Annotated in this window: 15 protein-coding genes; 9 read left to right on the forward strand and 6 right to left on the reverse strand. The window is 63.2% G+C overall.

Translation table 11 applies throughout. From position 1 onward, the window contains the following. The first annotated feature begins 2 nt into the window (after positions 1–2). From GEV38_RS15350 to GEV38_RS15365, 4 genes are all read left to right on the forward strand, one after another. Entirely contained in the window at positions 3–3,182 is a 3,180-nt protein-coding gene (locus tag GEV38_RS15350) for an efflux RND transporter permease subunit (protein WP_039614707.1), read from the forward strand. Continuing rightward, positions 3,179–4,594 (forward strand): efflux transporter outer membrane subunit, encoded by a 1,416-nt coding sequence (locus GEV38_RS15355; protein WP_054572558.1) that lies wholly within the window; start codon positions 3,179–3,181, stop codon positions 4,592–4,594. The genes GEV38_RS15350 and GEV38_RS15355 overlap by 4 nt, the downstream gene beginning before the upstream one ends. 272 nt (positions 4,595–4,866) lie before the next feature. Beyond that, entirely contained in the window at positions 4,867–5,922 is a 1,056-nt protein-coding gene (locus GEV38_RS15360) for a tetratricopeptide repeat protein (protein WP_015270543.1), read from the forward strand. 80 nt (positions 5,923–6,002) lie between these two features. Continuing rightward, on the forward strand, positions 6,003–7,619 hold the full coding sequence (locus GEV38_RS15365) for a response regulator (protein ID WP_015270544.1): 1,617 nt from the start codon (positions 6,003–6,005) through the stop codon (positions 7,617–7,619). Positions 7,620–7,625: 6 nt separating this feature from the next. Here the strand turns inward: GEV38_RS15365 and GEV38_RS15370 are convergent, their stop codons facing one another. Beyond that, complete coding sequence (locus GEV38_RS15370) at positions 7,626–9,656, reverse strand: PAS domain-containing sensor histidine kinase (protein WP_081013951.1); 2,031 nt, start codon at positions 9,654–9,656, stop codon at positions 7,626–7,628. Between the two features lie 211 nt (positions 9,657–9,867). On the opposite strand from GEV38_RS15370, the gene GEV38_RS15375 reads away from it, so the two are divergent. Next, complete coding sequence (locus GEV38_RS15375; RefSeq protein ID WP_015270546.1) at positions 9,868–10,554, forward strand: type 1 glutamine amidotransferase domain-containing protein; 687 nt, start codon at positions 9,868–9,870, stop codon at positions 10,552–10,554. A gap of 126 nt (positions 10,555–10,680) precedes the next feature. Further along, entirely contained in the window at positions 10,681–11,487 is an 807-nt protein-coding gene (locus GEV38_RS15380) for a CSS-motif domain-containing protein (protein ID WP_054572560.1), read from the forward strand. Positions 11,488–11,503: 16 nt separating this feature from the next. Here GEV38_RS15380 and hppD read toward each other — a convergent pair whose 3' ends face one another. Further along, on the reverse strand, positions 11,504–12,580 hold the full coding sequence (gene hppD, locus GEV38_RS15385; protein WP_013972820.1) for a 4-hydroxyphenylpyruvate dioxygenase: 1,077 nt from the start codon (positions 12,578–12,580) through the stop codon (positions 11,504–11,506). 300 nt (positions 12,581–12,880) lie between these two features. Between hppD and GEV38_RS15390 the strand changes: the two genes are divergently transcribed. Both GEV38_RS15390 and rarD read left to right on the forward strand, forming a co-directional pair. Then, complete coding sequence (locus GEV38_RS15390; protein WP_015270548.1) at positions 12,881–14,467, forward strand: cyclic diguanylate phosphodiesterase; 1,587 nt, start codon at positions 12,881–12,883, stop codon at positions 14,465–14,467. Between the two features lie 32 nt (positions 14,468–14,499). Then, the gene (gene rarD, locus GEV38_RS15395) at positions 14,500–15,387 is read left to right on the forward strand and encodes an EamA family transporter RarD (protein ID WP_015270549.1); all 888 of its coding nucleotides are present in this window, start codon (positions 14,500–14,502) and stop codon (positions 15,385–15,387) included. Here the strand turns inward: rarD and GEV38_RS15400 are convergent. Further along, entirely contained in the window at positions 15,350–16,921 is a 1,572-nt protein-coding gene (locus tag GEV38_RS15400) for a TerC family protein (RefSeq protein WP_054572561.1), read from the reverse strand. The two genes, rarD and GEV38_RS15400, sit on opposite strands and share 38 nt — an antisense overlap. Before the next feature lie 395 nt (positions 16,922–17,316). On the opposite strand from GEV38_RS15400, the gene GEV38_RS15405 reads away from it, so the two are divergent. Continuing rightward, complete coding sequence (locus GEV38_RS15405; RefSeq protein WP_015270551.1) at positions 17,317–17,898, forward strand: LysE family translocator; 582 nt, start codon at positions 17,317–17,319, stop codon at positions 17,896–17,898. 99 nt (positions 17,899–17,997) lie between these two features. Here the strand turns inward: GEV38_RS15405 and GEV38_RS15410 are convergent, their stop codons facing one another. From GEV38_RS15410 to GEV38_RS15420, 3 genes are all read right to left on the reverse strand, one after another. Further along, the gene (locus tag GEV38_RS15410) at positions 17,998–18,780 is read right to left on the reverse strand and encodes an AraC family transcriptional regulator (RefSeq protein WP_013972825.1); all 783 of its coding nucleotides are present in this window, start codon (positions 18,778–18,780) and stop codon (positions 17,998–18,000) included. Positions 18,781–18,824: 44 nt separating this feature from the next. Further along, positions 18,825–19,943: a glycosyltransferase family 61 protein gene (locus GEV38_RS15415; protein ID WP_015270552.1), complete on the reverse strand. Its 1,119-nt coding sequence runs from the start codon at positions 19,941–19,943 to the stop codon at positions 18,825–18,827. Positions 19,944–20,015: 72 nt separating this feature from the next. Continuing rightward, positions 20,016–21,170, reverse strand: coding sequence for a hypothetical protein (locus GEV38_RS15420; protein ID WP_054572562.1), 1,155 nt, complete (start codon positions 21,168–21,170; stop codon positions 20,016–20,018). Positions 21,171–21,184 lie beyond the last annotated feature (14 nt).

A 21,184-nucleotide genomic window follows, 5' to 3' on the forward strand; every position in this document is an offset into this window, starting at 1 on the left:
CGATGAACTTCTCGAAATTCTTCATTACCCGGCCAATCTTCGCCGCGGTGCTGTCGCTGGTGCTGCTGATCGCGGGTTCGATCTCGCTGTTCCAGCTGCCGATCAGCGAATACCCCGAAGTGGTGCCGCCCACCGTGGTGGTGCGCGCCAACTTCCCAGGCGCCAACCCCAAGGTCATCGGCGAAACCGTCGCCGCGCCACTGGAGCAGGCGATTACCGGCGTGGAGAACATGCTGTACATGTCTTCCCAGTCCACCGCTGACGGCAAGCTGACGCTGACCATCACCTTCGCTCTGGGCACCGACCTGGACAACGCCCAGGTGCAGGTGCAGAACCGCGTCACCCGTACCCAGCCCAAGCTGCCCGAGGAAGTGACCCGCATTGGTATCACGGTCGACAAGGCCTCGCCCGACCTGACCATGGTCGTGCACCTGACCTCGCCGGACAACCGCTACGACATGCTCTACCTGTCCAACTACGCCATCCTCAACATCAAGGACGAGCTGGCGCGCCTGGGCGGTGTGGGCGATGTGCAGCTGTTCGGCATGGGCGACTACTCGCTGCGCGTGTGGCTGGACCCGAACAAGACCGCTTCGCGCAACCTCACCGCCAGTGATGTGGTGGCTGCAATCCGCGAGCAGAACCGCCAGGTGGCCGCCGGCCAGCTGGGCGCCCCACCCGCCCCCGGTTCGACCAGCTTCCAGCTGTCGATCAACACCCAGGGTCGCCTGGTCAATGAGGAAGAGTTCGAGAACATCATCATCCGCGCCGGTGCCGATGGCGAAATCACCCGCCTGAAGGACATCGCCCGGGTCGAACTCGGCTCCAGCCAGTACGCCCTGCGTTCGCTGCTGAACAACCAGCCGGCGGTGGCCATCCCGATCTTCCAGCGCCCAGGCTCCAACGCCATCGAGATCTCCGACGAAGTGCGGGCGAAAATGGCCGAGCTGAAGAAGGACTTCCCCGAGGGCATGGACTACAGCATCGTCTATGACCCGACCGTGTTCGTTCGCGGCTCCATCGAGGCCGTGGTGCATACCCTGTTCGAAGCGCTGGTGCTGGTCGTACTGGTCGTCATCCTGTTCCTGCAGACCTGGCGTGCCTCGATCATCCCGCTGATGGCCGTGCCGGTATCGCTGATCGGTACCTTCGCCGTGATGCACCTGTTCGGCTTCTCGCTCAACGCGCTGTCATTGTTCGGCCTGGTCCTGGCCATCGGTATCGTGGTGGACGACGCCATCGTCGTGGTGGAAAACGTCGAGCGCAACATCGGCCTGGGCCTGAAACCGCTGGAAGCCACGCAAAAGGCCATGGGCGAAGTGACCGGCCCGATCATCGCCACCGCCCTGGTGCTGTGCGCGGTGTTCGTACCTGCTGCGTTCATTTCCGGCCTCACCGGGCAGTTCTACAAGCAGTTCGCCCTGACCATCGCGATCTCGACCGTGATCTCGGCGTTCAACTCGCTGACCCTGTCGCCGGCCCTGGCTGCCGTGCTGCTGAAGGACCACCATGCACCCAAGGACCGTTTCTCGCGGTTCCTGGAAAAACTGTTGGGCAGCTGGCTGTTCGCCCCGTTCAACCGCTTCTTCGACCGCGCTTCCAGCCGCTACGTCGGCGGCGTGCGTCGAGTCATCCGCTCCAGCGGCATCGCCCTGTTCGTCTATGCCGGCCTTATGGGCCTGACCTACCTCGGCTTCTCGTCCACCCCGACCGGTTTCGTGCCGGCCCAGGACAAGCAGTACCTGGTGGCGTTCGCCCAGCTGCCTGACGCGGCCAGCCTCGATCGCACCGAAGCGGTGATCAAGCGCATGAGCGAAATCGCCCTGAAGCAGCCAGGCGTCGCCGACTCGGTAGCCTTCCCAGGCCTGTCGATCAACGGCTTCACCAATAGCCCGAACAGCGGCATCGTGTTCACCCCGCTCAAGCCCTTCGACGAGCGCAAGGACCCGAGCCAGTCGGCGGCGGCCATCGCGGCTGCGCTGAATGCCCAGTTCGCCGACATCCAGGACGCCTACATCGCGATCTTCCCGCCACCGCCGGTACAAGGCCTGGGCACCATCGGCGGCTTCCGTCTGCAGATCGAAGACCGTGGCAACCTGGGCTACGAGGCGCTGTACAAGGAAACCCAGAACATCATCGCCAAGAGCCACAACGTGCCGGAACTGGCGGGCCTGTTCACCAGCTACCAGGTCAACGTGCCCCAGGTCGATGCCGCCATCGACCGGGAAAAGGCCAAGACCCACGGCGTGGCGATCACCGACATCTTCGACACCCTGCAGGTCTACCTGGGCTCGCTGTACACCAACGACTTCAACCGCTTTGGCCGTACCTATCAGGTCAACGTCCAGGCCGAGCAGCAGTTCCGCCTCGATGCCGAGCAGATCGGCCAGCTGAAAGTGCGCAACAACCTCGGCGAGATGATCCCGCTGGCGACCTTCCTCAAGGTCAGCGACACCTCCGGGCCTGACCGGGTGATGCACTACAACGGTTTCATCACCGCCGAGATCAACGGCGCCGCGGCACCGGGCTACAGCTCCGGCCAGGCTGAAGCTGCCATCGAGAAGCTGCTGAAGGAGGAACTGCCCAACGGCATGACCTTCGAGTGGACCGACCTGACCTACCAGCAGATCCTTTCGGGCAATACCGCGCTGTTCGTGTTCCCGCTGTGCGTGCTGCTGGCCTTCCTGGTGCTTGCCGCCCAGTACGAAAGCTGGAGCCTGCCGCTGGCAGTGATCCTGATCGTGCCGATGACCCTGTTGTCGGCCATCACCGGGGTGATCGTGTCGGGGGGTGACAACAACATCTTCACCCAGATCGGCCTGATCGTACTGGTGGGCCTGGCGTGCAAGAACGCGATCCTGATCGTCGAGTTCGCCAAGGACGAACAGGCCAAGGGGCTCGACCCGCTGGCTGCGGTACTGGAAGCCTGCCGCCTGCGCCTGCGGCCGATCCTGATGACCTCGATCGCCTTCATCATGGGTGTGGTTCCACTGGTGTTCAGCTCCGGTGCAGGTTCTGAAATGCGCCATGCCATGGGTGTGGCGGTGTTCTCGGGAATGATCGGGGTTACCGTGTTCGGCCTGTTCCTGACCCCGGTGTTCTTCTTCCTGATTCGCCGTTTCGTCGAGCGTCGCCAGGCCCGCAAGGCCGAACGCGCCCAATCGCTGGAGAGCCATGCATGAACCTGCTCAAACCCTTGACCCCGAGCTTGCTGGCGCTCGCCCTGGCGGCCTGTGCAGTAGGCCCGGACTACCAGGCACCGGCCACCGAGCCCGCGCAGCTGGCCAGCGACATACAGGCCAAGGCCTACGACCGTAGCCGTTTCGAAAGCCTGTGGTGGAAGCAGTTCGACGACCCGGTGCTGAACCAGCTGGTGCAGGCTTCGCTGGATGGCAACCGTGACCTGCGCGTGGCCTTCGCCCGCCTGAAGTCGGCCCGTTCGATCCGTGAAGACGCGGAAAACGATCAGTTTCCGGTGGTCACCAGCCGCGCCAGCAGCGACATCGGCAAGGGCCAGATCCCCGGCCAGACCACGCAGCGGGTAAACAGTGAGCGCTACGACCTGGGCCTGGACATGGCCTGGGAGCTTGACCTGTTCGGCCGCATCCAGCGCCAGATCGAAGCCAGCGAAGCCCAGGAAGCAGTAGCCGCGGCCGACCTGCAGCAGCTGCAGGTCAGCCTGATCGCCGAACTGGTGGATGCTTACGGCCATCTGCGTGGCGCGCAGTTGCGCGAGAAGATCGCCCTGGCCAACCTCAAGACCCAGCAGGAATCGCGGGCCATCACCGAAACCCTGCGCGATGCCGGCGTGGGCAACGACCTTGATGTGGTGCGGGCCGACGCGCGCCTGGCCGGGGTCGAAGCCACCGTGCCGCAACTGCAGGCGGAACAGGCACGGGCCCGGCATCGCATCGCCACCCTGCTCGGTCAGCGCCCCGAGGCGCTCAGCGTCGACCTGTCGCCCAAGGCCCTGCCGGCCATCGCCAAGGCGCTACCGGTGGGTGACCCGGGAGAACTGCTGCGCCGCCGCCCGGACATCCGCAGCGCCGAACGCCAGCTGGCGGCTGCCACCGCCAACGTTGGCGTGGCCACGGCCGATTTGTTCCCACGCGTCAGCCTCAGTGGCTTCCTCGGCTTTACTGCTGCACGTGGTTCGCAGATAGGCTCCTCGGCAGCCAATGCCTGGGCGCTGGGCCCGAGCATAACGTGGGCCGCCTTCGACCTGGGCAGCGTGCGCGCCCGACTGCGCGGTGCCAAGGCCGATGCCGAAGGGGCACTGGCCAACTATGAACAGCAGGTGTTGCTGGCCCTGGAAGAATCGGCCAACGCCTTCAGCGACTACGACAAGACCCAACAGCGGCTGTTGTCGCTGATGCGCCAGAGCGACGCCAGCCGCAAGGCGGCGGAACTGGCCTCGATTCGCTATCGCGAGGGTACGGTGGATTACCTGGTGCTGCTCGATGCCGAGCGTGAGCGGCTGAGCGCTGAAGATGCGCAGGCCCAGGGTGAAGTCGAGCTGTACCGGGGCATCGTCTCCATCTACAAGGCCCTGGGCGGCGGTTGGCAACCGGAGACCGTAGCCAGCGCGCGCTGATACACCCGTTTCAACGACTCCTTTGGTTGGCCCCTCCCCCAACCGTTTGCCCCGCAGGCCTTGGTCCGCGGGGCTTTTTTATGTTTTTTTGGGGGGGGTTTGGGGGGCTCGCCACGACATCATCGTTGTCGTCGAGATCGAGCGCCGCCCGCGCGGCGCTCGATTTATGCCCCACCGCAGAACCCGAGGCAGGCACCACGCAACCCTCACTCGGTTGCATTTACCCCCCGGCTAGCCCAAGCTCTGCCCTTCCCGCCGCCCCGGATCGTCCGATGCCCAGACGCAACCGCTACCTGATCGCCCTGCTGCTGTTGATCCTGGTATCGGCCCTGTTCGGCTACCTGTGGCGCGACGCTCCGCCAGCCCCGCCTACCCTGCCTGCGCACAGCTACGCCAAGGCCCTGCGCCAGGCCCATGAGGGCCAACCCGGCGCAGCACGGGTGCTGTACCAGCAACTGCAGCGCACCGACCTGCCACCCATTCGCCGTGCCGCCTTGTATGCCGAACTGCCAAACTACCCTTCGCCCCAGGCATTGAAACTCGCCCGTCAGGACCTCGAGCATGCCGACCCGCAGGTGCGCCGTGCAGCCATTGCCGGTATTCGCCGCCTGCTGCCGGCGGCGCAGCGCAGCCTGGTACTCGGCCCACTGCTGGACGACGACGAGCAAAGCGTGCGCTTTGCCGCGGTAGATGCCCTGCTCGGCCTTGCTCCGGATGACATCGGCCTTTATTTCGGCCCGCTACAGGTCGCCCTGGAGCAATACCAGCAGGCACTCGAGCAACAACCCGAAGACGCCGACGCCCAAGTCCACCTGGCGCGCCTCTACCTGCACGAAAACGACTACACCCTGGCCGACACCGCCCTGCAGCGAGCCCTGGCGGTAGCGCCAGGCAACCTCGACGCACTGGCGACCCAGGTACGCCTGCTGGAGCGCCAGGGCCATCACGACGCCTCGCGTCAGATACTGGGCAAAGCCCTGGCGCTAAGCCCCGATTCGGCCTTTCTGCAGTACGAACTGGGGCTCTGGCTGAACCGCCACGAGCAGCGCGAATACGCCTTGCTGGCCTTGTCCCGCGCGGTCGAGCTGGACCCGGACAACGCCGACTACCGCTATACACTGGCAGTCACCCTGCATGAACTGGAACAACTCGACGCCGCGCAAAAGCAACTGGAAACCGTGCTCAGCCGCCAGCCGGCCAATCGCCGGGCACGGGTGTTGCTGATTAAGTACTGGAAGGAAACCGGCCAGTTGCAGAACGTGCAGGTACTGCTGGCCGAACTGGAGCGGCAGAACCCGGACGACCCCGTGCTGCAACAGGGCCTGTAGGCAACGTCCGAAAATTTGTTGAACCCTGGGGCTGTGCCCAAGGTCCAGTGGATATCAGACCACCCTGCAGGAGAGTCGTTTTGGCCAGTTCGTTGGCGCTGGACGAACGTGCATTGATCCTGGCGCCCCCGCCAATAGCCGCAGATACTGCTCGCCTGCTCGCTTCTGCGGGCATCGACAGCCTGTGCGCGGTCGACCTGGCCAACCTGCAAGCCTGCCTGGCCGAAGGCGCAGGCCTGGCGATCATTGCCGAGCAAGCGTTCAAACAGGGCCCAAGTGCATTGCTGCAAGAATTCATCGACCAGCAACCGTGCTGGTCGGACCTGCCCATCGTGCTGCTCGGTCAAGGGAGCCAAGCGGCCAAGGGCTCGACCAACCTCCCGGTGGGCAACCTGGTCCTGCTGGTCGCACCATTCGAAAACGCCCAGCTGCTGCGCATGACCCAGTCCGCCCTGCGCAACCGGCGTCGGCAGTATCTGGCACGCGACCAGTTGCAAGACCTGCAGCAACGCCTTGACGCCAAGGCCGCACCTCCCGGCGAAGAGCAGCAACGCAGCGAGTTCGTACGCCACCAGACGCGCAAGATGGAGGCCATCGGCCAACTGGCCGGGGGGGTCGCCCACGACTTCAACAACCTGCTCACCAGCATTGGTGGCAGCTTCGAGCTGATTGACCGGCGCTTGCGCCAGGGTCGCAGCGATGGCCTGGACAACGTGCTGCGCATGGGCCGCGAGGCGGTGTCACGCGCCGCGCGCCTGACCCACCGCCTGCTGGCCTTCTCTTCTCGGCAATCGCTGCACACCCAGCAGGTCGACCTGCACGACCTGCTCCAGGCAAAACGCCTGAAGGCTTGCGTGACCCCGACCGTGACCCTGCAGGTGCAAATCGCCAAGAACCTGTGGTCGGTCGAAGCCGATGACCAACAGTTGCAGGAGGCCCTCGACAACCTGTTGATCAATGCCTGCGAAGCCATGCCCAATGGCGGTCAGCTGCGCATCGAGGCAAGTAACCAGCACATCGGCGCCGGGCAATTCGCTGGCGGTGCCCTGTGCGCCGGCGACTATGTACGCCTGCGAGTCATCGATGACGGCCAGGGCATGGCGCAAAGCACGCTGGAGCATGCCTTCGAGCCGTTCTTCAGCACCAAGGCGATCGGCCAGGGCATCGGCCTTGGCCTGTCGATGGTTTACGGCTTCAGCAAGCAATCCCAAGGACATGTCACCCTGCACAGCCAGATCGGCCAAGGGACCCGGGTGGACCTTTATCTGCCGCGCCACGTCGACCAGGGCCAGGCACCGGTCAAACCCGTACAACCCGTGCGAGGTTACCAGGGCCATCACGTGCTGGTAGTCGAGGACGACCCCCATGTACGCCAATTGCTCTGCCAGGCCCTGCGCGAGGATGGCTTCGCCTGCCACAGTGCCGCCGACGCCAATGAGGGCCTTAAGGTACTGCGTTCGACACAACCGGTGGATCTGCTGATCAGCGATGTCGGCTTGCCCGGCATGAATGGCCGCCAGTTGGCCGAGATTGCCCGCAACCTGCGCCCACGCTTGCCAGTACTGTTCATCACCGGCTATGCAGAAACCGCCATGGCCCGCGAGGGCTTCCTGGAGGCGGGGATGCACCTGATCAGCAAGCCCTTCGAGCTGAAGCAGCTGCAGGCCCAGGTGACCCAGATACTGGGCAAGCCCTGAACCGCTTCACTCCTCGAGCATGCGTAGCGCTTCATCCACCAGGTCCGCCAGCGGGAACGGTTTGTTCATCAATGCCGTGCCCGGCTGCTCGAGCAACTGCGCTTCGATCGGCTGACCTGCATAGCCGGTAATGAACAGGATCTTCTGCAACGGCAGCTGCATGCGCATGGCCTTGGCCACCTGGCGGCCACTGAAACCACCCGGCAAGCCGATGTCGGTGATCACCAGGTCGAACGGGCCGTCATGGCGGAAGCGCTCCAGTGCGCTATTGGCGTCGCCCACATCAATGACTTCGAAACCACGTTCGGTCAGGTACTCGCACATCACAGCACGCAAACCGAGCTCGTCATCGACCAGCAACAGGCGCTGCCTCCCGGCCATGCGCTGCGTCCGGTGCACAACCGCAGGCGCCTCGGGTACCGGGTCATGCCACCTTGGAAAAAGCATGCAGACCTTGGTGCCCTGGTTCGGCGCCGACTCGATCCAGGCGTAGCCCCCCGACTGGCCGACAAACCCATACACCATCGACAAACCAAGGCCTGAGCCACGCCCGACCGGCTTGGTGGTGAAGAATGGTTCAAAGGCCCTGGCAATGTCCACGGCCGGCATGCCATGGCCATCATCCTCCACATACAACGCAACGTAGTCGCCTGGTGGCAGGCCGCTCTCATCCGGGAAACACCTTGTCAGCCGCTGGTTGATGCTGCGCAGCGTGACATTGCCGCGATCAAGGCACGCTTCGCGGGCGTTGGTGCAAAGATTGATCAAGGCATTTTCCAGCTGGGAAATATCAAGGTTCACCGCCCACGGCGTGACATCCAGCTGCCAGTGCAAGCGCATCTCGGCGCCCAGCGTGCTCCGCAGCAGTGGTTCGCTCAAGCGCAATTGCCGGTTGAAATCCAGCGGCCTGGGCGCCAAAGGTTGATGACGGGAAAACGCCAGCAGGCGATGGGTCAGCTCCATGGCACGCTGCACCGAATCTCGCGCGACCTCGACATACGCCTCCACCCGCTCCAGCCGTCCTTCCTGCAGGCGCCGCTGAAGCAGTTCGAGGCTGCCACCGATGCCGGACAACAAGTTGTTCAGTTCATGGCCCATGCCCCCGGCCAACTGCCCGACCACCTCCAGACGCTCGTTGTTGCGCATCAGCGCTTCGGATTGACGAGCAGCCTCCTCACGTTCCCCGGTGATATCCCGGCCAACGGCAGTCAGCAGGCTGCCATCGAACCGTGCACTCCAGCGAAAACAGTGGTAATGGCCATCGCGGTGGCGCAGGCGCGTCTCTATCTGCTCGGTATCCCGGTACTGCAGGCACCCGGAAACGGCCACCTCAACCTCAGCGCGATCTGCCGGATGTACCAGATCCAGCACCGGAGTGCCCAGTACCTGCTCTTCGGACCAGCCCAGGATGCGATACCAGGCGGGGTTGGCGGCACACACCTTCATCTCGGGAGTGACCGTCATCATCGCATCACGCGACAGCTGCCAGAACTGCTCGCGCTCCACCAGGTGTCGCTCGACCTGCCGCTGGAATTCTTGCGCCTGCTCCCGCCAGTGGCGATGCGCCTCGACGCTGGCCGTGGTTTCGATCACCGCGTGCAGAAACCCTGCCACGTTGCCCAGTTCATCGTGCAACGGTGTGTAGCCGAACGCACACCACAACGGCTCCCCGCCTTGGCCGCGGCCAATATGCAGTGGTGGGTCCTCGACAAAGCTCGAGCGCCCCTCGAGCGCCTTGAACACCCACGGCCCCATCGCCGGCCATTCATCGCTCCACAGCGCGTCGAAGGGCATGCCCAATGCATTCGGGGCAACCCGCCGCAATGCCCGATAGCCTTCATTGTGGACCACGCTGAGGTCTGGTCCCCAGACCACGGCACACGGAAACGGTGACAATTGCATCATGTCGACGGCAATGCGCAACGAAGCCGGCCAGCGCGGCAGCGGCCCGAGCGGTGTACGCCCCCAGTCGAACCGTGCAATCCGTTCGCCCATGAGGTCAACCGGTGCCAGCACAGACGGCTGCAGGATGACCATCGACGCAGGCTCGCGCGGCGTACCATTTGTGACCACTGTCGTGACTCCAGCATGATTCAGAAAAAGTACAGGCGCTGCGTGAATGTGGTTCACGTTAGCACAACACACGCCACCCAATATGGCGTACTGGCACCTGAGAGCTATGCTCATTAGGTTTTCCCTCGGGCCGGGGGAGCAACGGCCCATTCAGGTTGCCGACGGGAGCGTGGTCATGAGCAAGAAAATGCTGGTGGTGCTGACCAATACAGCCAAGTATCCGACCCTCAAGCGGGCGACCGGCTTGTGGCTGGGGGAAGCGGTGCACTTTGTCGAAAAAGTCGAAAAAGCCGGTTACGAGGTCGATTATGTCAGCCCGCTGGGCGGCTACGTCCCTGTCGACCCGCATAGCCTGCAGATGGCCCCCGACCTGGACTGGCTGTGGTATGACGACAAGCGCTTCATGACCCGCCTGGGCAACACCTTGAGCCCTGGCCAGGTGAAGGCAGAAGAGTACAGCGTCATCTACTACACCGGCGGGCACGGAGTGATGTATGACTTTCCCGACAACCAGCCGCTGCAAGAGCTGGCCCGCCGGGTGTACGAGCACAAGGGCATTGTCGCGGCGGTTTGCCATGGCGTTGTCGGCCTGCTGAACATCAAGCTCAGCGACAACAGCCTGTTGCTCAAGGACCGTCAGGTGACCGGCTTCTCCAATACCGAGGAGAAGCTCGTCGAACTGGACAAGGTGGTCCCCTTCCTGACGGAAACCGAGCTGGGCGCCCGAGGTGGTACCTACAGCAAGCATGAAGACCCGTGGCAGCCGTTCGTGGTGGCCGATGATCGGCTGATCACCGGGCAGAACCCGGCCTCTACGGCCCAGTTGGCCGAAAAAGTGCTCGCCAGGCTGAAGCGAGGCTGACAACGAAGTTCTGCTTTTCTGTAAAACCGCAACACTTTTGGCCTACAGCCGGAGCATCATCAAGCACATAGGATCAGCGCTGACCTGTTCAACCCGAACAGCAAGGTTCAACGGAGCGGCGGTCCTATGGCAGCAATACCGAGTCTCGGCATCAACTGGCGGAAGTTACTGTTGATATTGTCCATCGGCGCAATACCGGTACTGTCCGGGTTACTGATGATGAACTATCAACTGGATAGAAAACTTGAGGAGAATGCCAAGGTTTCTGTTCAAGAGGCGATTTTCAGCATCGACCAGGCACTGGGCCGCATGGAAGGCGATCTGGACCTGATCCTGCCATTGGCAGGCAAGCCCTGTGACGAAGTACTTGGTACGCTGGAGCAGAGAGTCGCCAACAGCCCGCACCTTCGTTCACTGATACTCACCCGCGACCAACAAGCGTATTGTGCGACGGACATGGACCCTTTGGCGTATAACTCGGCTTTTGCCCTGTCCGGACGGCAGACAGAGCTGGCATTCGACGCTCCATCGTCGCCTAACGCGGCGATCATCAAAGTCCAGAGACCGAACAGCGACCCTGGGATAATCGCAACAGCGTACGGTCGGCAGCTGCGTGACGAACTGCGTGCTTTCCAGGACGGCCTGACATTGCTTCTGGAATTTAGCGACCTGTATATCTGGAGCGAGGGAGACAGCCGCGACGCACAACGGCCCTCCCAGGTCGAATTCACCGAGCGATCGGTTTCCCAGAAATATAGTTACGTGGTGATCGGCGGTTACCCCAAAGGATACGCCACCCAGGAGTTTCGCCTATCCCTGCATCAGGTACTGCCCTCGCTGGTACTGGTCGGGGTCGCCAGCATGTTCATCATGTACCTGGGCCTGACCATTTCGGGCAAGAGAAGGGTTGATACCGCCGCCATCGAATCGTGACGGCGGTACCCTGGGGTTACTCGGTGCTCAGCACACCACGACGTACCTGGTCGCGCTCGATGGATTCGAACAGTGCCTTGAAGTTGCCTTCGCCAAAGCCGTCATCCCCCTTGCGCTGGATGAACTCGAAGAACACCGGGCCGAGCAGGGTCTCGGAGAAGATCTGCAGCAGCAGGCGCTTGTCGTCAGGCTGGGAGGCACCATCGAGGAGGATACCGCGTGCTTTCAACTGGTCGACCGGCTCGCCGTGACCTGGCAGGCGCTCTTCGAGCATCTCGTAGTAGGTTTGCGGCGGTGCAGTCATGAAGCGCATGCCGAAGCCCTTGAGGGCGTCCCAGGTCTTGAGCAGGTCATCGGTCAGGAAGGCGACGTGCTGGATGCCTTCGCCGTTGAACTGCATCAGGAACTCTTCGATCTGCCCGGAGCCCTTGGACGATTCTTCGTTCAGCGGGATGCGGATCATGCCATCCGGTGCAGTCATGGCACGCGAAGTCAGGCCGGTGTACTCACCCTTGATGTCGAAATAGCGGATTTCGCGGAAGTTGAACAGCTTCTCGTAGAAGCCAGCCCAGTACGACATGCGCCCGCGATAAACGTTGTGGGTGAGGTGGTCGATGATCTTCAGGCCGGCACCCACCGGGTTGCGGTCCACACCCTCGATGAACTTGAAGTCGATATCGTAGATCGAGCTGCCTTCCTCGAAACGGTCGATCAGATACAACGGCGCACCGCCGATGCCCTTGATCGCCGGCAGGCGCAGTTCCATCGGGCCGGTTTCGATTTCCACCGGCTGGGCGCCCAGTTCCAGGGCGCGGGCATAGGCCTCATGGGCATTGCGCACGCGGAACGCCATGCCGCATACCGACGGGCCGTGTTCGGCAGCGAAGTACGAGGCGATGCTCTTGGGTTCGTTGTTCAGGATCAGGTTGATGTCACCCTGGCGATACAGGTGCACATCCTTGGAACGGTGGGTAGCGACCTTGGTGAAGCCCAGCATCTGGAATACCGGCTCGAGCACGCCAGGGGTCGGCGAAGCCAGTTCGATGAATTCAAAGCCCATCAGGCCCATCGGATTGTCGAAGATATCAGCCATGTTCGTGTCCTCATCTGCAGCGAAAGATTATTGATTGCGTGGGATGTGGAACGGAAACGGCGGGGAGCACGGGATACCCCGCACGCTGCGGGCGAGGAAATCACCTATTATCAGCTTGAACCCATGGTATGTCATATGGACCCATTCTCGGCGGGCTTGATCCTTCGGCATCGAAGGACCTTATTGTTGTATTCGTAAATGGATTCTACATTGCGTAAAATGGTTTGTCGCCCTTTAGTTGCTCACCGGTCCCGACAAGCGGCTATCCTCTCGTAATCCTTTATACAGATCAGGGTCAGCATGCCCCTTACCGTCAAACGCCGCGCCGGCCTCGGCTGGCGCACCCTGTTGCCCTGGGTCGTCGGCGTGCTGCCCGTGGCATGCGGCCTGGCCGTGATGAACTGGCAGATCGAGCGTGAAATGCACGCCAGCAGCCAGGCTACCACCCGCCAGGTGGTGGAGCACGTCGAGCGCATTCTCGACAATCTGTCCAGCGCTGCCCATGCTCTGCTGCCGCTTGTCGACAGCCCGTGCGACGAGGTCCAGCTCATGCTGCGCGCCCAGGTCACGCGCAACGCCTTCGTGCGCTCGACCAACCTGTTCCGGCACAACGCCCTTTATTGCACCTCGCTGTTCGGCGCATTCGACGAGCCGGTCAACCCCGGCGACTACATCGACGGCAAGCTGTGGCTGATGGACGGCAACTCGGTCACCCCTGGCCACCCGCTGCTGGTGTATCGGGCCAGCGATGGCGACCGCGGCGCGATCAGTACGGTCGATGGTGAACACCTGCTGACGGCGCTGCGCCTGATCGGCCCCGATGAAGAGCTGCAGATCCGCGTGGGCGATGCCTGGCTGGGCAAGGATGGCATCGTGCACAAGGGCGTGCCCCCTGCCGCGGCCAGCGCGAATGTGCAGCTGGGCTCGACCCGTTACCCGTTCAGCGTGCATGGCGGCTACGGCGCCGACAAGCAGGGCCAGCTGTGGCTCAGCCACTATCCCGCCCTGTTCGGTCTGCTGCTGATACTGGGCGCGGTGGCCGGCCTGGTGTGCCGCTGGCAGGTTCGCCGCGCCACCTCGCCCCGTGCCGAACTGCGCCGGGCCCTGGAGGCCGACGAGTTCCTGCCGTACTTCCAGCCGGTAGTGCGCAAGGGCGACTACCGCTGGGCCGGCGCCGAAGTGCTGATGCGCTGGAACCACCCGCGCGAAGGCCTGGTGCGCCCCGACCTGTTCATCCCCTACGCCGAACACAGCGGGCAGATCGTCGCCATGACCCGTGCGCTGATGATGCACACCGCGCAGAGCCTGGCTCCCTTTGCCGGGCTGCTGGAGGACGGTTTCCATATCGGCATCAACATCACCGCCGACCACTGCCGCGACTTCAGCCTGCTGGACGATTGCCGGACCTTCCTCCAGCACTTCCCGCCAGGCCGGGTGGTGCTGACCCTGGAGCTGACCGAGCGCAAGCTGATCGAGCCCACGCCGGTGGCCCTGGAGCTGTTCGAGAAGCTCGACGTCATGGGTGTGAAGATCGCCCTGGACGACTTCGGCACCGGCCAGTCAAGCCTCAACTACCTGCGCCAGTTCAAGGTCGATTACCTGAAGATAGACCAGAGCTTCGTGGCCATGATCGGTGGCGATGCGCTGTCGGTGCACATCCTCGAGACCATCATCGAGCTATCGGCCAAGCTGGGCCTGGGCATCGTTGCCGAGGGCGTGGAAACAGAAGCCCAGCGCGACTACCTGGCCCGTCACGAGGTGGACTTCCAGCAAGGCTACCTGTTCGCCAGGCCCATGCCGGCTGCCCAGTTCCTCGAAGCGCTGGCCGCACGCCCGGCTGCGTCGCGGTTGCCGCAAGCCGCGCCCCCTGAGATCATGCGCGGCTGATCCACCTGCTCAATTCCCTATTCGAGGCATTCGTGTCAAAAGGCATTCTTTCGTCGGTCATGGCGTCCTGTCTGTTCGCCGTGATGTACTTCTACACCTCTCTGCTCACGCCGCTCGATGGCGAGGAGATCTTTGGCTGGCGCACCCTGTTGACGCTGCCCTGCCTGACCCTGTTCATGCTTGTCTCGAAAGACTGGAAACGGGTGGGCGAACTGCTCGCCCGGGTAAAACACACGCCGCTGCTGTTGCTGGGCATGGTCGGCACATCGTGGCTGATGGGCGTGCAGCTGTGGCTGTTCCTCTGGGCGCCCCTGCACGGGCGCAGCCTGGAAGTGTCGATGGGCTATTTCCTGCTGCCGCTGGCCATGGTCCTGACCGGGCGACTTGTGTATGGCGAGCGCCTGTCACGCCTGCAGAAGGTGGCCGTGGCCTGCGCTGCTCTCGGCGTGGGCCACGAGCTGTATCAGCATGGCAGTTTCGCCTGGGAAACCCTGGTGGTGACGATCGGCTACCCGATCTATTTCGTGTTGCGCAAGCGCTGCCGCACCGACCATTTGGGAGGTTTGTGGTGCGACATGTGCCTGCTGTTGCCCTGGGCGCTGTATTTCGTGATCCAGGGCCCGCTTTCCCCTGCGGATCTGCAGGCACACCCTGGGCTGTATGCGTTGATCCCGATCCTCGGGGCGATCAGCGCCTCGGCCCTGATCGCCTACGTGCTGGCCAGCCGCCTGCTGCCTTTCAGCCTGTTCGGCCTGCTCAGCTACGTCGAGCCAGTGCTGCTGGTAGGCGTTGCGCTGTTGCTGGGCGAAACCATCGGCCCGGATCAGTGGCTGACCTACCTTCCGATCTGGGCCGCGGTGCTGGTACTGGTGATCGAGGGTTTCAAGCACCTGCTGCGTCAACGTCGCCGTTCGGTGTAAGCCGAACCTGACGCACCCGCCGCTCCTCGACCGCCTCCACGGTCAGCGTCCAGCCATTCCAGGCCAGGCGGTCACCAACCATAGGCAGGCGGTCGAGCAGGCTCATCACCAGGCCCGCGAGGGTCTGGTAGTCCTCGGTGGCTCGGGCGCAGAAGCCGGTACGTGCCTGCACCTGCCTCAGGTTCAACGCGCCGCTGACCACAAAGCCTTCACCTTCCTGAACGATGCCCGGGCCTTCGACCTCGCTGGCATCCGGCAACTCGCCGGCAATCGACTCCAGGATATCGGTCATGGTCAGCAGGCCGGTAAAGTCACCGAACTCGTTGACGACGAAAGCAATGTGCGTCGACTGGCCTCGCATCTGCTCCAGGGCATTGAGGATACTGAAGCTCTCCAGCAGGTTCAGCGGTACTCGGGCCATGCCTTCCAGATCGGGCTGGTTGCCCGACAGCAGCTCCTTGAGCAGTTCCTTCTTGTGCACGAAGCCCAGTGGCTCGTCCACGCGGCCATCGCGGATCAGCGGCAGGCGCGAGTACGGCGAATTGGCCAGGGCCTGGGCAATGGCGTCGGCCGGCTGCGCCAGGTCGATCACATCGACCTCGGCGCGGGCGGTCATCACCGTGCGGATAGGCCGCTCGGCCAGGTTCAGCACGCCACTGATCATCACCCGCTCACGGCGGTCGAACAGCACCTGCTCCTCACCGCCTTCGACCAGGTCAGCGATTTCCTCGCCCACCTCGTCAGCCTCGACCCGGCGGCCACCCAGCAGGCGCAGCACGGCATGCGCGGTGCGCTCACGCAGCGGCCGGTGCTGCTGCAGGCTGCGCTTGCGGCGGGCACGGGCCAGCTGGTTGAACAGCTCGATCAGGATCGAGAAGCCGATGGCCGCGTACAGGTAGCCTTTGGGGATATGGAAGCCCAGGCCTTCGGCGGTGAGGCTGAAGCCGATCATCATCAGGAAGCCCAGGCACAGCATGATCACCGTGGGGTGGGCGTTGACGAAGCGGGTCAGCGGCTTGCTGGCAACGATCATGATGCCGATCGAGAAGATCACCGCGATCATCATCACCGACAACTGCTCGACCATGCCAACCGCGGTGATCACCGCGTCCAGCGAGAACACCGCATCAAGCACCACGATCTGCGCGACGATCGGCCAGAACGCAGCGTGGCGTACCGTGCCGCTGGCCTGGGCCACGTGGCCTTCCAGGCGTTCGTGCAGCTCCATGGTGGCCTTGAACAGCAGGAACACGCCACCGAACAGCATGATCAGGTCGCGGCCCGAGAAGCTCTTTTCGAACAACTCGAACAACGGCGCGGTCAGGGTGACCATCCACGAGATACTGGCCAACAGGCCAAGGCGCATGATCAACGCCAGGCTCAGGCCAATGACCCGTGCGCGGTCGCGCTGATGCGGCGGCAGTTTGTCGGCGAGGATGGCGATGAACACCAGGTTGTCGATACCCAGCACCAGCTCGAGGACGATAAGCGTCAACAGGCCCAGCCAGGCCGTGGGGTCGGCTAGCCATTCCATTAGCGGGTACTCACGAGGGCAGCGTCACGAGGACGGGTGAAAGAAGGCCGGGAAGACCGGGGACTGGGGGGCTCCGCGAAGGTGCTCATATAGACCTTGTTAGCAAATTGGGAAAATGATCCTACAAGCTCAGCAGCTTTCCGTAATAGCGCAAAACTATTACAAAACCTGTAACAACCTTGTAGGAGCGGCCTTGTGTCGCGATCGGGCCGCACAGCGCCCCCCGGGGTTCAGGAGCGCTGCATTAACAGCTGGGGCCGCTCTGCGGCCCGATCGCGACACAAGGCCGCTCCTACACAAAAATGCGCTGGCCGTGCGTGAGGTACTTTTCTTCAATACCGCAGGCTGTCAATGCCCGAGCATGAAGGCCCACCTCAACCAAACGGATCCCCCTCATGAGTCTGTCCCTGTCCATGGCCGCTTTCGCACTGGCGGCCTCGATCTCCCCCGGCCCGGTCAACATCGTTGCGCTGGGCAGCGGTGCCCGCCATGGCCTGCGTGCCAGCCTGGCACATGTGGCTGGCGCCACGCTGGGCTTCTGCCTGCTGCTGGTGCTGGTCGGGCTGGGCCTGCATCAATTGTTGCTGCGCTGGCCTTTGCTGGGCCTGCTTTTGCACTGGGGCGGCGTGGCGTTCCTGCTGTACATGGCATGGAAGCTGGCCAGCGACGATGGGCAACTGGGCAGTGCCCATCCCACCCAGGCTCCCTCGGCCTGGCACGGCGCGGCGATGCAATGGCTCAATCCCAAGGCATGGCTGGCAGCGGTGGCCGGGGTTGGTGCCTATACCGCCGGTGAGCAGCAGCTGCTGTGGCTGTTTGCCTGGATCTACGGGCCGATCTGCTTCATTTCAGTGGCCAGCTGGGCGTGGGCCGGGAGCGTGGTTCGCCAGTATCTGGGCAACCCACGGCACATGCGCCTGCTGAATCGGGGCTTGGCGCTGCTGCTCGTGGGCAGTGCGGTCTACCTGGTCATTTGAGCCTGGCTGCACCGACCCTATCGCTGCCCTCAAGACCTGCGCAGTACCTGTGGGAGCTGGGTTGCCGGCGATAGGGCCACCACCGCCAAAAATGGCAATTCAGCCGAATGCATTGCGGTAATGCCCCGGTGTCGCCGCCAGGTGCTGCTTGAAGGCCCGCTGCAGGTGCGCCTGGTCGGCAAACCCGGCCTCCTGCGCAACCTCGGCAATAGCCCGGCCCTGACGCAATTGCGCCCTGGCCAGCTGCACGCGCTGGTCGAGCAGGTAACCATGCGGCGTCAGGCCGAAGCGTTGGCGGAACGCGCGAATCAGGTAGGAACGCGACAGGCCGCACGCCGCGCAGATGTCGTCCAGGCTCAGCGGGTCGCCACGATGGGCGCGAATGAACGCTGCCGCCGTGTCCAGTCGTGGGTTGCCCTCGTCGTTGACGCTGGCATCGCCGCCAAGCAAACCTGGAAGTGCGCCAAACAGCGCCGCCAGGCGCCCTTCCCGGTCTGGCACGCCGGCGTCGAACAGGTCGGCAAAGGCCTGCAACAGGCTCCGGTACAACACCGGCGAGCTACTCCAGGGCCGGGCCGGCAAGGTGAACCCCAGTGCCTGCAACCAAGGCATATCGACGAACATCATCAGGTAGGACCAGTGTTCCCCGTCGATGGGGTTGCAGGCATGCACCACACCTGGGTTCATCAGCACCGTGGTACCAGCAGCCACCTCTATGCACTGGTCACCGTACAGATAGGAGCTGCGCCCCCCCGTTATCACTCCGATGGAAAAGCTCTCATGGGAATGCGCGGCGTAGCACACCTGGCGCCCGTCCCCTACCCGCCGGGCCTCGACGAAGGGCAACGCCGGGTCGCGCCAGAACCGTGATACCTCGATCATCCCTCACCCCGCTCGCCGCTGCCATGCGCCTGAATACTACACGCCTATCGCGGAAACAGGTCCAGCGTCCGCTCAACTTCGCCGACATCGATCGTGAAACCATCGCCGTCCGGTATCCCGACCACAAAGCCGAAATGCTGGTGGTCTCGGTCCGTCAGGTACTTGTAGTAGCTGACAAACCGATTGGGCGGCTGCAACGTCAGCAGGCAACCACCGGCCTGCAGTACGTTGACCCCATGCACCAACTGGCTACCTTCCACACCGATTACCACCCTCGCCCCGGCGCAGGCCGCGACGATACTCGGCACATCGGACTTCAGCGGGTTGACGATGCGAAAACCGCGGGTGGCGCGCAAATGCTCCGCCAGCGCCAGCTCATTGCGCAGCAGGCGCAGGTCACCATCGCCACCACGCAGCAGGAACACCCCCGGATGTGGCGCATGCGGCACATGCGACAGCAACTTGTCGCCCATGGCCCGGTAGCGGGCATGCCGGCTGCGGTTGTTGGCCTGGTCATCGAACAGCACCAGCTCACGGAAAAACGCACTGCGCAGGCGCAGCGGGTTCATTTCCAGCCAGTCTTCATAGGCCGGGGCCTGGGCAAACAGCGGGTATCTGGCCGAGGGCGCGGTGGTTACCGGTATGCCTTCGTTACAGGCCAGCGCATAGGTCGGACAATCCTCCATCAGCCAGGTACCGAACCACGTGTTGCCGTTTTGCGTGCAATAGATGGCCGCGCGGTCGATTTCGTTTTCCACGACGATGCTCGGAAAGGGGCCCGGCTTCAACGACAGCCAATGGCTGGCCTTGCCCTTGTACAACGCCCCGTCGACCAGCCATACGTCCTTGATCAGGTAGCCGCGGGTTGGCCCTTGCAGTGTGCTGATGCCGCCTTCCATGGTACGCGCAGGGTGCACGTAGGGATAGAAACGCTTGCCTTCCCACCCCGTTACTCGCTCCAGCTGGCCTGGCAGGAAAACGGCCGGGGGCGAAACCGTGACTTCCCCCGGGGCAATGTCCCAACTTTTGTCCGCCACGCTCTTGAGGTCGATGCCGCTGTTCCTGCCTAGCCGTTTGCGCGCCATGTAGCGGTAGGCGGCCAGGGTCCAGGTGTGCTGCCTGGCCGCAGGCGATGCACTGAACTTCGAGATGTCGCTCCCCATGAAGCGTCCTCCCTTGATGACAAGGTCAAAAGCCTGGCGCAAGGCGCCAGATCAACGCCTCCTGGCAACCGCTCAGCTGCACGTGACCCTTTCCATGGTGGGTGGTGACCGCAGGTTGGCGTAACGGTGACGCAGGCTTTCCACGAACGTTTCGCCCGTACCGTTGCCCCCATAGAAGTAGATCTTGTGCAGGCCGCCAAACACCATTTCCTGATAGCGGCTGGCAACTTCCTCGTCACTCGCGCCCTCGGGCAACCCCAGGTGCAGCGTGAGCTTGTCGCCTTCGACCGCGAACATCGGTGTGTCCCAGAGGAACTTCGCCGTGCCGGTTCTGGGCAAGCGGACAAACAGGTAGGCATGGTTACCCAGCGAGTCGATATCGCCACCGCGGCGGCGCTTCCACTTCAACAAACCGTCATCCGGGCGCGCCAGGCAAAGGCCGATATCGTAATAGTCGAAGCCCTGCTCCAGTGCCCACTCCAGGGCCATGAAGGTGGTGATCGAATTTACCTCGCGCAACTTCCGTGCATCGGTGAACACCGCCTCGCAATAGCCGAAACGCAGGGTGCTCCAATAACGCTTGCCACCACGCACCACTTCACAGCCCAGGTGGCAGCCGATCACTTCATCGCCCAAGGTGATCAAGTCGAGCCGACCGACGCCCCTGGCAATGCGGAACACTTCTTCAGTGGGAAACTGCGCGGCATGGATACCTTGCCTGGCGCTGGCATAAGGGCGCAGCAGGTAGCGGTCGGCCATGGCGATCTCGTCATCCGACCGGGCCTGGCGCATCTGGTACAGCGGCCGGTTCTTGCGGATGCTGCGCCGCAACTCGCTGTCGTAGCGCGCGGTGATATCCTCCAGCGAGCGCCCCAGCGGCACCACGGCGCTCAGGTAATGCGGTACCGACAATGCCCCCGACGTCGGCATTTCGCTGACCACCACCACGTGGTTGGCTGCTACCGTCGCGCTTGCGCTGTCAACAATTGCAGCATTGCCCGAACCCTTGCCGGCAATCAGCAGCTTGGCCATTTCCCGTTGCTGCTTCCGGCCGATATAGATGATTTCGTAGGGGCTTTCCTGCTGCAACCTGAACCTGGCGATTTCCCAGCGCCAGAAACAGGCACGCGCCATCGCTTCAGACACCTTGCTGGCCAGGTGTCTGATTTCGTAGCGTATGGAGGGCGAGACGAGTTTCCTCGCCGCTGCCGTCAAGGTCGCTTTCATTTCTTCTTCGACGT

The organism is Pseudomonas sp. 13159349 (assembly GCF_013305685.1).
GTDB classification, from domain to species: Bacteria; Pseudomonadota; Gammaproteobacteria; order Pseudomonadales; family Pseudomonadaceae; genus Aquipseudomonas; species Aquipseudomonas asiatica.

What these genes read in the sequence shown, in the direction of transcription:
- GEV38_RS15350 (WP_039614707.1), top strand. Translation starts at nt 3, where the DNA reads ATGAACTTCTCGAAATTCTTCATTACCCGGCCAATCTTCGCCGCGGTG.
- GEV38_RS15355 (WP_054572558.1), top strand. Translation starts at nt 3,179, where the DNA reads ATGAACCTGCTCAAACCCTTGACCCCGAGCTTGCTGGCGCTCGCCCTG.
- GEV38_RS15360 (WP_015270543.1), top strand. Translation starts at nt 4,867, where the DNA reads ATGCCCAGACGCAACCGCTACCTGATCGCCCTGCTGCTGTTGATCCTG.
- GEV38_RS15370 (WP_081013951.1), bottom strand. Translation starts at nt 9,656, where the DNA reads ATGGTCATCCTGCAGCCGTCTGTGCTGGCACCGGTTGACCTCATGGGC.
- GEV38_RS15375 (WP_015270546.1), top strand. Translation starts at nt 9,868, where the DNA reads ATGAGCAAGAAAATGCTGGTGGTGCTGACCAATACAGCCAAGTATCCG.
- GEV38_RS15380 (WP_054572560.1), top strand. Translation starts at nt 10,681, where the DNA reads ATGGCAGCAATACCGAGTCTCGGCATCAACTGGCGGAAGTTACTGTTG.
- hppD (WP_013972820.1), bottom strand. Translation starts at nt 12,580, where the DNA reads ATGGCTGATATCTTCGACAATCCGATGGGCCTGATGGGCTTTGAATTC.
- GEV38_RS15390 (WP_015270548.1), top strand. Translation starts at nt 12,881, where the DNA reads ATGCCCCTTACCGTCAAACGCCGCGCCGGCCTCGGCTGGCGCACCCTG.
- GEV38_RS15400 (WP_054572561.1), bottom strand. Translation starts at nt 16,921, where the DNA reads ATGGAATGGCTAGCCGACCCCACGGCCTGGCTGGGCCTGTTGACGCTT.
- GEV38_RS15405 (WP_015270551.1), top strand. Translation starts at nt 17,317, where the DNA reads ATGAGTCTGTCCCTGTCCATGGCCGCTTTCGCACTGGCGGCCTCGATC.
- GEV38_RS15410 (WP_013972825.1), bottom strand. Translation starts at nt 18,780, where the DNA reads ATGATCGAGGTATCACGGTTCTGGCGCGACCCGGCGTTGCCCTTCGTC.
- GEV38_RS15415 (WP_015270552.1), bottom strand. Translation starts at nt 19,943, where the DNA reads ATGGGGAGCGACATCTCGAAGTTCAGTGCATCGCCTGCGGCCAGGCAG.
- GEV38_RS15420 (WP_054572562.1), bottom strand. Translation starts at nt 21,170, where the DNA reads ATGAAAGCGACCTTGACGGCAGCGGCGAGGAAACTCGTCTCGCCCTCC.